Genomic DNA, 13,766 nt, shown 5'->3' with positions numbered 1-13,766 from the left:
TCGATGTGCGAACCGGTGGGCAGCTTGACCGTCACCTCGATGGCTCCGGTGGGGCCGAGGTACTGGTTCTTCGTCGCGGTCCTGATCCGCAGGACACCGTCGGCGTACTCGACCGTGGTCTGCTCGGCCGCCTTCACATCGCGGCTCTTGGAGACGTTCGCGGGCCCGACCTCGACCACGGTGTCGGCCCGGTCGGCGGCGATGACCTGGACACGTCCGGCGGGGATGTCCAGGACGGCGGTGATCGGGGCGGAGGTGTCGAACGTGTGCATGATGTGCTCCTTGTGCTGTGCTGCGCCATGTCGTTTCTGACATCGCAAACGCTACGTTGCCTTTCTGATTACAGCAACTCATTCGTTGCGCTTGTATGACATCTTCGCAGGTAAACGCATGGAAATCGTTGCGGTGGCTATGCCGATTAACGCAACGCCACCCCTGTCGACGTTGCGTTGTATTGGAAGTGAACGCTAGGCTGGGGCCGTCAGAGACCACCCCGGGAGCAACGAGGAGACCGTGATGGCCGGAGGCAGGCTCACCCAGCAGGACCGCCAGCAGATCGCGCTGGGGCTGGCCGACGGCCTGGCCTACGCCGAGATCGCCCGCCGCCTCGACCGCCCCACCTCCACGATCACACGTGAGGTGATGCGCAACGGCGGCCCCACCGCCTACCGCGCCGAGTTGGCCCACCGCGCCACCGAACGCCGCACCCACCGGCGCAGGCAGGCCGCGCCCCAGGCGGCGGGGTCAGCACCCCAGCCCCACGGACGCGACGCCGAGGCCGTGCACGACTACCAGGAGACCCTCACCACCGTCTTCATGGCTTCGGGCACGCCCAAGATGATGGCCCGGGTGCTGGCCTGCCTGTGCACCAACGACGCGGGCAGCCTCACCGCGTCCGAACTCGTCCAGCGCCTCCAGGTCAGCCCGGCGACCATCTCCAAGGCGATCGCGTTCCTCGAAAGCCAGGGCCTCGTCCGCCGGGAACGCGACGAACGCCGCCGCGAGCGCTACGTCGTCGACGACGACGTCTGGTACCAATCGATGATGGCCAGCGTCCGCGGCACCGCCCAGGTCGCCGAGACCGCACGGCAGGGCGTCGGCGTCCTCGGCCCCGGCACCCCGGCCGCCACCCGCCTCGAGAACATCGCCCGCTTCCTCGACTTCGTCTCCGAGAGCATGGCCCGCGCCGCGGACCAGGCACGCGAAGTCCTCCACACGAAGGCCGAAGCGACCTCGGGCCCCACTGCCCAGCCACGTTCAGAGCGCGGATAGACAGCGGTCTCGATGGTCACAGCCATGAAAGGACGAGCCTCCGGTCAGGAGTGCCCGATGATCTGGTGCGGCCGGTAGGGGGCCTCCAGGCGGGTCGTCTCCTCTTCGCTCAGGGACACGTCCATCGCGGCGATCGCGTCATCCAGATGACCCACCTTGCTCGCCCCGACGATCGGCGCGCTCACCCCCGGTCTCCCGAGCAGCCACGCGAGCGAGACCTGCGCCGGAGGCAGGCCCCGTTCGCCGGCTACCGCACGCACCGCGTCGACGACGTCGAAGTCCGCGTCCTCGTACATGCTGTCCGCCAGGTGGTCGCTGCCGGATCGGGCCGTGCGCGGCCGGCTGTCGCGGTGGCGGCTCCCGGTGAGCAGGCCGCGGGCCAGCGGGCTCCATGGGATGACGCCCACCCCCTGGTCCAGGCAGAGCGGGATCATCTCTCTTTCCTCCTCCCGGTATACGAGGTTGTAGTGGTTCTGCATCGACACGAACCTGGTCCAGCCGCGCGTCCGAGCGGTGTGCTGCGCCTTGGCGAACTGCCAGGCATACATGCTGGAGGCCCCGATGTACCGCGCCTTGCCGGCCCGTACCACGTCGTGCAGCGCCTCCATGGTCTCCTCGATCGGCGTCTCGGGGTCCCAGCGGTGGATCTGGTACAGATCGACGTAGTCGGTTCCGAGCCTGGCCAGTGAGTCGTCGATGGCGGCGAGCACATGCTTGCGGGACAGGCCGCGGTCGTTCGGGCCCGGCCCCGTCGGGAAGTAGACCTTCGTGGCGAGTACGTAGTCGTCCCGGCGGGCGAAGAGCTTGCTGAGCAGCCGCCCGGTGATCTCCTCGCTCGCGCCGTCCGAATACATGTCGGCCGTGTCGAAGAACGTCACACCGGCCTCGACGGCGCGCCGCACGATGGGCTCGGCCGCGTCCTCACGCAGGAGCCACTCCCAGGTATCCGGGTCGCCGTACGTCATCATGCCCAGGCAGATCCGGGAGACCCGCAGTCCCGACGAGCCCAGGTTCACATATCGCATGCTGTCTTACCTTCCTGTGGGGGTGTGGCGTTCTCCTCGGCCGGAGGAGTCCGAAGCTCGCGGTGGAGGGCGACCGACAGCACCACGAGCCCGATCCCGGTGAGTTCGGAGAACGAGGGGAGCTGCCGGAGCACCACGATGCCGATGACCGTCGCCGTGGCCGGAAGCAGCGCCACCAGCAGCGCGTACGTGGAGCGGGCCATGCGAGCCATGGCGAGCTGATCGCACACGTACGGGATCACCGACGAACAGATCCCCACCCCTATCCCGGCGGCGAGCGTGACCGGGTCGATCACCGCGGGAGCGGCCTGCCAGACGCCCACCGGCGCGACGAACACGCCCGCCACGAGCATGGCCGCGGCCAGCCCGTCGATGCCGCTGACGCCGCGCAGACGCCGAGCCGTACGGTGGGCCAGCACGATGTAGGCGGCGAACAGCGCCGCGTTGGCGAAGGCGAACACCAACCCCAGTGGCTCCCCGGCCAGCCGGACGCCGGTCAGCACGTAGGCGCCACCGACGGCTGCCACGAGTGCCACGAGGTTACGTGCCGTGCGGGCACCGAGCGCGGCCAGCACGATGACCGGCAGGAACTCGATCGCGGCGACGGTTCCCAAGGGCACGCGGGCGATCGCCAGATAGAAACAGACGTTCATGGCCGCGAGCACCGCGCCCCAGGCGAGGATCGTACGCCGCCCCTCGGCGTCGAGCCGGGCGAGAGTCCGCCAGGGACGCCGCCAGAGCGCGAGAACCAGCGCGGCGCTCCAGATCCTCAGCGCCGCGACCCCGAGCGGGGCGAGCCGGGCGAACAGGAGCACGGCGAACGCCGGACCGAGGTAGTGGAAGACGGCGCTCCCGATGAAGTAGGTCCACGGAGGCGCCGCGAACGTGACGGCGCGAGGGCCGGTGAGCGGCATGCCCCCCATCGTCGACCGGCCAGTACGTTGGGAGAATGGCGAACCGAAGGATCAGACCCGAGCGGGCATATGAATCCAAGGACCTGGACGCCCTCGACCTTCGTATTCTCGCCGAGCTGCAGGTCGACGCCAGAGTGAGCTTCGCCGAACTGGGCCGCCGGGTGGCCCTGTCGGCCCCCGCGGTGGCCGATCGGGTGCAGCGGCTGGAGGAGACGGGAGTGATCATCGGCTATCGCGCCGAGGTCGACCCGCGGTCCGTGGGCTTTCCGGTCACGGTGATGGTGCGCATCCGTCCGGCGGTCCGGGAACTGCACCGTATCTCCAAGATCGCCCAGGAGGTTCCCCAGATCGTCGAGTGCTACAGAATGACCGGCGACGACTGCTTCTACTTCACGATGCACCTACGGGCGGTCGACGAGCTCGAACCGATCCTCGACCTGTTCACCCCGTACGGCCAGACGACCACGTCTCTCATCCACACCGCGCCCGTGCCGCGCCGGCCGCTGCCCCTGGAGTGAGCCCCGGGCTCTCCTCGGGCGGTTCTCCCCATGGGCCCGACGGGAATCCCCTTTGGAGCCCCAGTCTCTGACGAGAGCACTGCTCTTGACACACCCATACCTATGAGAGAGCATTGCTCTCATAAAGGAACGCTGCTCTGAAGGAGTGTCATGAAGGTTCTCTACGCCGGCCCGTCGATCGAGCGCCTGCACGAGGAATACGCCAAGAAGGGACGGCTCGACGACAACGCGCCCCTGAGGGCCTCCTCCTCGATCTTCATCGACGCTCCCGCCGCCAAGGTGTGGAAGCTGCTCGCCGACATGAGGAACTGGCCGGACTGGCGCTCGGACGCGCACGTCGTCGAACTCGGCGAGATCAAGCCGGACGCGACCTTCCGCTGGAACATCCGGGGATCGGCGATCAGGTCCACCTTCGCCGTGGTGGAGCCGGAGCGCGAACTCACCTGGACCGGCGTCGCGATGGGCTGCTTCAAGGCCATCGACCGGATGCGGCTGGACGAGACCCCGGACGGGCGGACGCGCGTGACCATCGAGGAGTCCATGTCCGGCCCCCTGCTGACGCTCTTCTACAGCAACGCCAAGCTCCGCCAGGGCCACGACGACATGCTCCGCATGCTGAAGACGGCAGCCGAAGGCTGAGCCTCGCCCAGTCGGAAGCGAATGCGGGCAACTTCACAGCCCGCCCTCAGCCGGCCGAAGCCGAGTACAGAAGATCAGGTGTGGTAACGATCTGCCGGGTGTGAATACGAATCAGAGGAACGGCGAAGTAGGCGTGTCCATGGTTCTTCCCCGAAGGGCAGGCATGCCAGCTCTCCCTCCGCAGTCGGCTCCGCCCATGGCCGAGACCGACGCACAGCTCATCGAGGTGTCGTTACGCGATCCTGACCGGTTCGGCGCGCTGTTCGACCGGCACCACGAGGCCATCCACCGCTACGTGCACCTCCGTCTCGGAGAATCGGCGGCGGACGACATCGCCGCGGAGACGTTCCTGCGGGCCTTTCGCGACCGTACACGATACGACTTGTCCCGCCCGGATGCCCGCGCCTGGCTGTACGGCATCGCCTCCAACCTGGTGGACGGCCATCGGCGCGCCGAGGCTCGCAGGTACCGCGCCTTGGCCAGGAGTGCCGAGGTCACCGATGTCGTGAGCCACGACGAACGTGTGGTCCAGCGGGTGGCGGCTGCCGTCATGCAGCCGCGCCTGGCCGCCGGTCTGGCCGCGCTCTCGCCTGGTGACCGGACCGTGCTGCTGCTGGTGGCCTGCGCTCAGCTCACCTACGAGGAGATCGCCGAGGCGCTCGGCGTCCCACGCGGCACCGTCGGCTCGCGGCTCAACCGGGCCCGCAGGAAACTCCGCACGTACATCACCATCAAGGAGCCGTCATGACCGATGACCTGCAGACGATCAAGACGTTCCACGACGCGCTGCCCGGCCCCTCGGCCACGGCCACCGCAAAGGCGAAGGGCTTGCTCGCAGCCGAGGCGGTGGCGGAACGAACGCCTCGTACTGGGCCGGTCAAGCACCGCTTCCTGCTCAGGGCGGCCGCGGTCGGCCTGGCGGCATCCGTCGCCACAGCCGCCTTCCTGGCCGGTGCCGACGGTGGTGAGATCCCGGCCAACGCGGCGGCCCTGCTCCAGGAGGCGGCCACGGCCACCGGCCGGCAACAAGCGCCACAGCCGGGGCAGATCCTCTACGTCAACCGCACGGACCAGAGCAGGATGACCGTATGGGGTCGCGACAGCCGTTCTGAGGTCACGCAGGAGATCAACCGCGAGTACTGGATTCCCGCCGCCGACCCCGATGGCGCGCTGACCCGCCTCACCTACGGCAAGTCGCGCGCGCTGGCCGGTCAGGTCCCGGCCAGTGTGCAGACCCCGGGCACGGTAGAGGTCCAGCGTGCCGGGAAGTGCGCCGTTAACGTGCTCTCGCCGACCGGTGGCGGCAACCTGCCCTCCGACCCGGACCGGTTGCTGGCCCGGATTCGCGCCGACGCCGAGGCCTCGGTCAGGAGCGAACGGCCCGAGCCCGGCGCGGCACCGCCCAGCGAGGACCACATCAAGGGGCTCATCGAGCGCACGGTGATGAGCCGTCTCGTCACCCTGGCCGGTAACCCCTTCCCCGGCCCCGGCGTGCGTGCGGCGGTGCTCAGCGCGCTGTCCCGGATGCCCGCCGCGACCGTGCGCACCGACCTCACCGACCTGGCCGGGCGAAAGGGCATCGGCGCCTCGATCAGATATCAAGGCCCAGAGGGCTGGGAGCGCGCGGAATTGATCTTCGAGCCCGGCACCTACCGCTTCCTCGGCTGGAGTTTCCTGACCGCGCCTCCGGATGGGGGCCCGGAGAAGCAGGAGTACGCCGCCGCAGTAGTGGAAACCAAGATCGTCCATTCCATGCCCGAGGTCCCGGCCGACGCTTCCGAGGCGGCGACCTGCTAGGACCGCCACTCATGCGGCTGTCGATCGTCAGGTCATCCGCTGGATGCCTTCCTCCAACGACTCGTGCCTGACGAGCTGCGGGAGCTGTCCTAGCGCGTGGTCCCGCCCACGCCGACCCGGCCGCAAGGTGGCGGACGACGGCGAGGAGACGGTCGGACGATCTTGGCGGCGATTGTGCACGCCGCCACGACGGGTTGCGCGTGGCGGCAGTCGCCGCCGGTGGAGCCGAGCTCAGGTGTGGGCCAAGCTGTACCGGATCCCCCTGGACGGGCTCGGCAAGGGTTTACGACTACCCACACCTGCGCGCCTTCCTGTGCGGTCGTGGCATTCCGGGTCTGGGTCCGAGGCTGGGTGGTCATCGCGGGTCTCTCCATGGTGGTGACGCAAGCGCTTCGGGGACGACAACCGTCGCCTCCCTCTCGACAGCCATATATCTTGGTGTTCAAGACATATTTAGGTTGATGGTCGAGAGGCTTGAATGCCAAGAGAAACGTGGGACGCGCTCCGCCGGAACGTCGCCGAGGAGATGGAGGCGATGCAGGCGGCCGTCGACGCCTACGACGAGGCGGCGGCGAAGCTCCTCCGCGTCAACCGGACCGACCTGCGCTGCCTGGAGCTGCTCAACCAGCACGGAGAGCTGACCCCGAGCCGGCTAGGGGCCGAGGTGGGGCTCACCACCGGGAGCGTGACCGCGATGATCGACCGACTGGAACGCCTCGGCTACCTGACCCGTTGCCCCGACCCCACCGACCGCCGCAAGGTCCTGATCCGGCTCACCGACGCGGCTCGCCAGAAGGCATGGGAGCTGTACGGGCCGTTCGTCACGGAAGGCGAGACCCTGATGCGCGATTACACGGCCGCCGACCTGGAGTTGCTGGCCGGGTTCCTGCGGCGGTCCCGGGAACTGTACGAACGACAACTGGAACGCGCCCTCCAGGAGCACGACCAGCGGTGACACCCGTCGCTCTCCCGGGCGCCCAGGGAGCGGCCAGGACACGGGACCGTGGCGTCAGGCCGCCCGCGCGGCGGGCGCGGAGAGGCCTGACCAGGCCATTGAGCTGATCCTGAAGAAGCTTCATGGCCAGCCTGCGGCGTCGATCATGCTTCGCCTATCCTACGGGACAACCATGATCGAAGACTGCGGGAGGTTCCCATGGCTCGGCAGCGCTCCTCCGCCGCCTCGGCCGACGAGCCGGTGGTCGCGACGGTCGGTGACGACGGCCTGCTGGAGGCGCTGCGCCTCGATCCCCGCGTGCTGCGGAACGGCTCGCAGGACCTAGCCGAGCAGGTCGTCGCCGCCGTCCGGGCGGCCCAACGGCACCATCTGAGCAGGGCCGCCGACGCGGCGGACACGGCGGACACGGCGGCGGGACCCGCCCCTGAGTCCCTGGTCCAGCGACTGGACCAGATGGAGCTCCAGGCGGTCCACGACTTCGACCGTCTGGTGTCGACGCTGGACGAGACCGTGCGCCGGCTCGAAGGCAGGTAGGCCGATGGACCCGAACGAGGTGACGATCGACGCCGACGGCCGGCGGGCCTCCGGACGCCGCTTCGGGACGCTGGCGGACGAGTACGCCGCCTTCGGCGCCGGCCTGCGGGCCGAGTGGACCGAGGTGAGCCCACTGCCCTACGAGGAGTTCTCCATGCCATATCAGGAGTTCAGGCACGCTCTGCTGGAGGACTGCGACCGGCTCGGCGAGCACCTTCGCCACTCCCGTGACGGTCAGGTCGTCATGGCCGAGGTCAACACGCTGGCCGAGCAGGCCGCCGAGGCGGGCGTCGAGGCTGTGCGGGAGGACCGGACATGGGCCTGATGAGCGACCCGGTGGTCGTCACGGGCCTCGGCATCCTCGGCATCCCTCCCCTGCCCGACACCGCCCTGCTCGGCCAGCACGCCGCCGTGCTCGCCGGGGCCGCGCGCCACCACCGGCTGCTGCTGCAGGACAGCGGCCCCGCCACCCGACTGGCGAGCGCGAACGAGGGCCCGGCGGCGGACGTGGCGCACGCCTACCTGACAGGCGATGGCGGGCCGCAGCACCAGACGGCCGATCTGGCCGACCGCTTCACCGTGGCGGCCGCCGGGCTGGTCGTCTCTCAGCACCTCGTCGAGTGGATCGGCACGCTGGTCGCCGCCGCCGCCGTGGCCGCCGTCGCCGCCGTCGCCTTCGCGCCGCACCTGCTGCCCCGCGTGACCGTCCTGGCCCGGCGGTACATGACCTTGCTCCGCGACGCTCTGAGCCGGATCGGACGCATCTTCGCGGCCCTGCTCAAATCGCCGCAGGCCCGCCGGATCGACACCGTGGCCGGGCGCCTGCACGACACGTGGCGAGCCTCACGCCGGCTGCCCGGGGGCGGCTACGAGCCGCGGATCAAGCCGACCACGGACCAGGCGTGGATCCGCCGCAACGGCACCGACCAGGTCGACATCGCCAATACCCGCTACCGGGACCTGCCCGCCGACTGGCAGAAGGAGAACAAGGAGTCGGCGACCGTGGCCGTCCGGCTGGTGTCGGACGCGCGCAAGCGCGGGGATGACCTGACGAGTGACGAGTTCATGGAGACGGCCAGCGAGAAGGTGCACGTCGCCTGGCTGCGCCGCAACGGCGAGTGGGCCCCTCCAGAGCAGCAACTGCCCTACCGGGAGCTGTCACACGCGGAGAAGGAGAAGGACCGCGTGGTCGTGCGCGAGGCTCTCGACCCCTGAGCGGGACGGCACGCGGGCGGCCCGAGCACTCACCCGAGGCCCGCGCCTGGCGGGCCGGAACCAGGCCGCCCCAACCCACCACGGCTGGGGCTGCCGCCCGCCTCGACGACCCGGCTTATCGACTGACTGGAGGGGGCGGGCTACGCGCGGCGGGTACGCGGGGAACGCGACCGGCGCACGGTCACCGTCGAGCCGGCCGAGGACAACATGGCCGACCACGACGCCGCCCGCGCGGCGTCCAGGCGGCATCTGAAGAAGATCGCCGGGCGGAGCGGGTGCCGGTGCTGCTGGGCATGTTCACCCGCGTCGCCCAGGCCTATCGGTCGGCGACCGTCGAGCTGCGGGAGGACGCGGGCTGAGCCTCCCGTCGTGTTGGAGGTCTGATTGCCGCCGGCGGCGGCTGCACTGGCTGGTGATGCTGGTGTCATGAGCGCAACGGACTTGGCAGGGGATCGCGCCGGCGGTTCGCGGGCGGACGAGCAGTCACCGATCGACGCCTGGACGGTGATGCAGAGGTTCTACGCGGCCGAGGCCGCGTATGTGGCCGCGGGTGGGCTCGGTCATGCCGGCTATGAGCGTGTCGCCGAGCACCTTGATCCGGAGGTGGTCCTGCATCAGGCTCCCGGGCTCCCCTTCACGGGCACCGGAACGTGGCGCGGCCATGACGGCATGGAGCGGTTCCTGGCCCGTTTCAGCGAGGTCTGGGAGTCGATGGAGTTCCTGGAACAGGAGCACTGGGGCGACAAGGACACCGTGGTGGTGCGGAACCGGGTGCGCTTTCGCGCCCGCGCCACCGGCCAGGAGGTCGACACCTTGATCGTGCAGCTGATCACTGTCAGGGACGGGCGCATGCTCGAATGCCGCCCGTTCTACTGGGATCCTCAAGCCGTCTCCGACGCGTGCCGGCCGGGTGACGCCGATACGTGACCCGGACGTGCTCGGCCGGCTGTCCGCGCCGCCCAGGACACGCCTTCACGGCAAGACCCACGACTTCCGGCGCGTCCTCGGCTTTCAGGCGTGTCCTCGGCTTTCAGGCGCGTCCTTCGCGAACCTGTGACTGTGCGACTTCGGACGCATGCCCCCGCTCGTGGCCGATCTTCTTCGAGCACCTTCGTGCGGGGTCCGTGGAATGGTGCGGGATCGGGATGACCGGGGACCGGGGGCGTGGGGACCGGTAGGCCCCCACCTGGGGCGAAGCCCCCGGTGGGGCGTCCGAGCGGAGCGAGGGCCTTGTGCGGCCTTTACGAGCAGCTCAGAGCCAGCCGTTGCGGCGGAAGCCCCTGTGCAGCACGACGCAGGCAGTGATCATGACCGCCAGGACCGCCGGGTAGCCCCAGACCTGCTTGGTCTCGGGCATGAAGTCGAAGTTCATGCCGTAGATGCCGGCGATCATCGTCGGGACGGCCAGGATGGCGACCCAGGACGAGATCTTGCGCATGTCCTCGTTGGCGAGGGCGTTCGAGCGGGCCAGGGCGGCCTGGAGGATGGAGCTGCACAGTTCGTTCGAGGACTCGACCTGCTCGCACACGCGGGAGAGGTGGTCGCCGACGTCACGGAAGTACTCGCGCATCTCCGAGGGGATGACGCGTCGCTGCGGGAGGGCCGCCATGGGGTGCTGGAGCGGCGTGACCGCCCGCTTGAGTTCGATCATCTCCCGCTTGAGCTGGTAGATGCGGTTGATGTCGCGGGAGCTGACGTCGGCGAAGACCGTGGCCTCGACCTCCTCCAGCTCCATCTGCATGAGGTCGGCCACCTGGAGGTAGCGGTCGACGACGTGGTCGGAGATGGCGTGCAGCACGCCGGCCGGGCCGCGCTCGATCAGCTCGGGCCGCTCTTCGAGGCGCTCGCGGACCTCGGTGAGGGGGCAGTGCTCGCCGTGCCGTACGGTCACCACGAAGTCCGCGCCCAGGAACACCATGATCTCGCCCGTCGCGATGATCTCGCTGGTGGCGGTGAGCTCGTCGTGGTCCAGATAGGCGATGGTCTTGAGGACCATGAACAGGGAGTCGCCGTAGCGCTCCACCTTGGGACGCTGGTGGGCCTTGACGGCGTCCTCGACGGCCAGCGGGTGCAGGCCGAAGACCTCGGCCAGCCACTCGACCTCGGGCGCCTCGGGCTCGTGCAGGCCGACCCAGAGGAAGGCGCCGGGCTTGGCAGCGGCGGCGTTGTGCTCGCGGACGAGCCGGAGCGACTCGGGGATGCCGACGGCCCCGCTCTTCACGCCGTCGATGTACGCGCCGTACTCGACGATGGAGTGGGGCACGCGCACCTCAGGCAGCTGCTTGGCGAGCCCGCGCTGCGGGTGTGGCTGGACAGGGTGACGGTTGATGCGACGGAAAAGCGTGGACGAGCGCATGGCGGTCCCTTTCCGCCCGACCTGGCACGCTCCACGCGCGACGAAAGGTCACCTCAATCAATGCAAATGCGTGGAGGCACGATCAGGCTGCCGGATTGGAGTGGTCGGGGGTACATGGGGTGTACGTGAACGAGCACGTACTGCTGGGATCACCAGGATTCATCCCGGACCACCTCCAATCACACGAGACGCACATAGCCGCCCTAAGTTACCACAGGCAGGGGGAACCAGACCGACGATACCCGGGTGGCACCCCCGCCAGTAGGGAGAAGCTCACCAACAGTCGGCCTCCTTTCCCGTCATTCGAGTGCCCGGCCGCAGGCGGCGGAAAGCGCCCCGGTTCCCGCCGCCACGAAGCCGCCGCGAAGCCGCCGCTCCGCATGCCGTGAAGCCACCACCCGCAAGCCGCCACCAGCCGCCCACAAGCCGGGCGGATGGCGGTAGCTGCGAGAATGGGCGCGTGCGCGTACTAGTCATCGGATCCGGCGGGCGTGAGCACGCCCTGTGCCGCTCGCTCAAGCTCGACCCCCACGTCACCGACCTCCACTGCGCCCCGGGCAATCCGGGCATCGAGGAGGTCGCCACCCTGCACGCCGTCACCCCCACCGACCCCGGGCAGGTGGCCGGACTGGCCACGCGGATCGGCGCCGACCTGGTCGTCGTCGGGCCCGAGGCGCCGCTGGTGGCCGGGGTGGCCGACGCCGTGCGCGGCGCCGGGATCCCGTGCTTCGGGCCGTCCCGCGACGCGGCGATGATCGAGGGCTCGAAGTCGTTCGCCAAGGACGTCATGGCCGCCGCCGGGGTTCCCACGGCGCGGGCCCGCACCTGCGCGACGCCGGAGGAGGCGGCCGCGGCGCTCGACGAGTTCGGCGCCCCGTACGTGGTCAAGGACGACGGGCTGGCCGCCGGCAAGGGCGTGGTCGTGACGAACGATCGCGACCTGGCGCTGGAGCACGCGCGGGCCTGCGAGCGGGTGGTGGTCGAGGAGTTCCTCGACGGGCCGGAGGTGTCGCTGTTCGCGTTGTGCGACGGGAAGGCCGCGGTGGCGCTGCAGCCCGCCCAGGACTTCAAGCGCGCCTACGACGGCGACCAGGGCCCCAACACGGGCGGCATGGGCGCCTACACGCCGCTGCCCTGGGCGCCCGAGGGGCTGACCGAGCAGGTGATGCGGGAGGTCGTCCACCCGACGATCGGCGAGCTGGCCGGGCGGGGCCTGCCGTACCAGGGCGTGCTGTACGTCGGCCTGGCGCTGACCGCCAAGGGGCCGAAGGTCGTGGAGTTCAACGCGCGTTTCGGCGATCCGGAGGCGCAGGTGCTGCTCGACCGGCTGGAGACGCCGCTCGGCGGGCTGCTGCTGGCCTGCGCGACGGGCACGCTGGCCGAGCATCCCGCGCCCGCCTTCCGTGACGGGTCCGCGGTGACCGTGGTGGTGGCGGCCGAGGGCTACCCGGTGGCGCCGACGAAGGGCGACCCGATCGACGGGCTGGAGCCGACGGACGGGGCGTACGTGATCCACGCGGGCACGCGGCGGGTGGACGGCGAGGTGGTCTCCGACGGCGGGCGGGTGCTCAGTGTCGTCGGCACCGGTCCCGACCAGCGCACCGCGCGGCGCAACGCCTACGACCTGGTGGCGCGGATCCGGCTGCGCGGCTCCTTCCACCGCACCGACATCGCCCGCACGGGCGCGGAGGACATGTGATGAAGCATCTGCACTCGGGCAAGGTGCGCGACCTGTACGAGACGCCCGAAGGGCTGCTCCTCATGGTCGCCTCCGACCGGATGTCCGCCTTCGACTACGTGCTGGAGACGCCCATCCCCGACAAGGGCGCCATCCTCACCCAGTTGTCGCTGTGGTGGTTCGAGCAGCTCGCCGACGTGGTGCCCCACCACGTCGTGGCGCCCGGTCCCGACGCGCGCAGCGTGCTGTGCCGGCCGCTGCGCATGGTGCCGGTGGAGTGCGTGGCCCGCGGCTACCTGGCGGGCGGCGGCCTGGCCGACTACCGGCGCGACGGCGCGGTGTCAGGGGTGCCGCTGCCCGAGGGCCTGGAGGACGGTTCCCGGCTGCCGGAGCCGGTCTTCACGCCCTCGACCAAGGCGCCGGTGGGCGAGCACGACGAGCCGATCTCGTACGAGCAGGTCGTGGCGGAGGTGGGCGCGGAGACGGCGGAGGAGCTGCGCCGCATCACGCTGGCCGTCTACACGCGCGGCGCGGAGATCGCGCGGGAGCGCGGCATCATCCTCGCCGACACCAAGATCGAGCTGGGCTGGGACTCCGACGGCGTGCTGACGCTCGGCGACGAGGTGCTGACCCCCGACTCGTCGCGGTTCTGGCCCGCGGACGGATGGACGCCCGGCCGCGCACAACCGTCATTCGATAAGCAATTTGTCCGCGATTGGCTAATGTCGCCCGAATCGGGATGGGACAAATCCTCCGGTAACCCGCCGCCCCCTCTTCCGGACAAGGTGGTCGAGCAGACGAGACAGCGCTACCTGGAAGCGTACGAACGCATCACCGGCCGTTCCTTTAACGGGTGATTCGGC

At 69.9% G+C, this 13,766-nt stretch carries 15 protein-coding genes and 2 pseudogenes; 13 read left to right on the top strand and 4 right to left on the bottom strand.

The features are described 5' to 3' along the window. Nucleotides 1-272, bottom strand: a pseudogene (locus tag AB0H81_RS05865) (hypothetical protein); the annotation flags it as partial. 244 nt (nt 273-516) lie between these two features. Here AB0H81_RS05865 and AB0H81_RS05860 point away from each other — a divergent pair. After that, on the top strand, nt 517-1,272 hold the full coding sequence (locus AB0H81_RS05860) for a helix-turn-helix domain-containing protein (RefSeq protein WP_358369803.1): 756 nt from the start codon (nt 517-519) through the stop codon (nt 1,270-1,272). A gap of 44 nt (nt 1,273-1,316) precedes the next feature. Here AB0H81_RS05860 and AB0H81_RS05855 read toward each other — a convergent pair whose 3' ends face one another. Both AB0H81_RS05855 and AB0H81_RS05850 read right to left on the bottom strand, forming a co-directional pair. Continuing rightward, nucleotides 1,317-2,297, bottom strand: a complete 981-nt coding sequence (locus tag AB0H81_RS05855) for an aldo/keto reductase (protein WP_358369801.1) — start codon at nt 2,295-2,297, stop codon at nt 1,317-1,319. Then, on the bottom strand, nt 2,285-3,211 hold the full coding sequence (locus tag AB0H81_RS05850) for an EamA family transporter (protein ID WP_358369798.1): 927 nt from the start codon (nt 3,209-3,211) through the stop codon (nt 2,285-2,287). Before AB0H81_RS05850 ends, AB0H81_RS05855 begins: the two co-directional genes overlap by 13 nt. Nucleotides 3,212-3,246: 35 nt before the next feature. On the opposite strand from AB0H81_RS05850, the gene AB0H81_RS05845 reads away from it, so the two are divergent. From AB0H81_RS05845 to AB0H81_RS05800, 10 genes and pseudogenes are all read left to right on the top strand, one after another. Then, nucleotides 3,247-3,729 carry an Lrp/AsnC family transcriptional regulator gene (locus AB0H81_RS05845; protein ID WP_358369796.1) on the top strand — a complete coding sequence of 161 codons (483 nt, stop codon included), beginning with the start codon at nt 3,247-3,249 and terminating at the stop codon, nt 3,727-3,729. 150 nt (nt 3,730-3,879) lie between these two features. Then, nucleotides 3,880-4,368, top strand: a complete 489-nt coding sequence (locus AB0H81_RS05840; RefSeq protein WP_358369794.1) for an SRPBCC family protein — start codon at nt 3,880-3,882, stop codon at nt 4,366-4,368. 196 nt (nt 4,369-4,564) lie between these two features. Then, nucleotides 4,565-5,116: an RNA polymerase sigma factor gene (locus AB0H81_RS05835; RefSeq protein WP_358369792.1), complete on the top strand. Its 552-nt coding sequence runs from the start codon at nt 4,565-4,567 to the stop codon at nt 5,114-5,116. Continuing rightward, nucleotides 5,113-6,165, top strand: a complete 1,053-nt coding sequence (locus AB0H81_RS05830) for a CU044_5270 family protein (RefSeq protein ID WP_358369789.1) — start codon at nt 5,113-5,115, stop codon at nt 6,163-6,165. Before AB0H81_RS05835 ends, AB0H81_RS05830 begins: the two co-directional genes overlap by 4 nt. A gap of 96 nt (nt 6,166-6,261) precedes the next feature. Next, nucleotides 6,262-6,433 (top strand): annotated as a pseudogene (locus tag AB0H81_RS05825) (IS5/IS1182 family transposase); the annotation flags it as partial. A gap of 210 nt (nt 6,434-6,643) precedes the next feature. After that, nucleotides 6,644-7,120 carry a MarR family transcriptional regulator gene (locus AB0H81_RS05820; RefSeq protein WP_358369786.1) on the top strand — a complete coding sequence of 159 codons (477 nt, stop codon included), beginning with the start codon at nt 6,644-6,646 and terminating at the stop codon, nt 7,118-7,120. 198 nt (nt 7,121-7,318) lie between these two features. Next, nucleotides 7,319-7,654, top strand: coding sequence for a hypothetical protein (locus AB0H81_RS05815; RefSeq protein WP_358369784.1), 336 nt, complete (start codon nt 7,319-7,321; stop codon nt 7,652-7,654). Nucleotides 7,655-7,658: 4 nt separating this feature from the next. After that, on the top strand, nt 7,659-7,979 hold the full coding sequence (locus AB0H81_RS05810) for a hypothetical protein (RefSeq protein ID WP_358369782.1): 321 nt from the start codon (nt 7,659-7,661) through the stop codon (nt 7,977-7,979). Next, entirely contained in the window at nt 7,970-8,869 is a 900-nt protein-coding gene (locus AB0H81_RS05805) for a hypothetical protein (protein WP_358369779.1), read from the top strand. Before AB0H81_RS05810 ends, AB0H81_RS05805 begins: the two co-directional genes overlap by 10 nt. A 426-nt stretch (nt 8,870-9,295) precedes the next feature. Next, complete coding sequence (locus tag AB0H81_RS05800) at nt 9,296-9,796, top strand: nuclear transport factor 2 family protein (RefSeq protein ID WP_358369777.1); 501 nt, start codon at nt 9,296-9,298, stop codon at nt 9,794-9,796. 325 nt (nt 9,797-10,121) lie between these two features. On the opposite strand, the gene corA is transcribed toward AB0H81_RS05800, so the two are convergent. Next, nucleotides 10,122-11,132, bottom strand: coding sequence for a magnesium/cobalt transporter CorA (gene corA / locus AB0H81_RS05795; protein WP_358369775.1), 1,011 nt, complete (start codon nt 11,130-11,132; stop codon nt 10,122-10,124). 553 nt (nt 11,133-11,685) lie between these two features. Between corA and purD the strand changes: the two genes are divergently transcribed. Together purD and AB0H81_RS05785 are read left to right on the top strand one after the other, a co-directional pair. Beyond that, the gene (gene purD, locus AB0H81_RS05790) at nt 11,686-12,924 is read left to right on the top strand and encodes a phosphoribosylamine--glycine ligase (RefSeq protein WP_358369773.1); all 1,239 of its coding nucleotides are present in this window, start codon (nt 11,686-11,688) and stop codon (nt 12,922-12,924) included. Continuing rightward, a complete protein-coding gene (locus AB0H81_RS05785; RefSeq protein WP_358369771.1) occupies nt 12,924-13,760 on the top strand; it encodes a phosphoribosylaminoimidazolesuccinocarboxamide synthase in 837 nt (278 codons plus the stop codon). The genes purD and AB0H81_RS05785 overlap by 1 nt, the downstream gene beginning before the upstream one ends. Nucleotides 13,761-13,766: the final 6 nt, after the last annotated feature.

Source organism: Nonomuraea sp. NPDC050691 (assembly GCF_040654455.1).
In the GTDB taxonomy this organism is placed as follows: domain Bacteria; phylum Actinomycetota; class Actinomycetes; order Streptosporangiales; family Streptosporangiaceae; genus Nonomuraea.
Note: the sequence above shows the minus strand (reverse complement) of the source record. Positions and strands in the feature narration are given on the sequence as shown.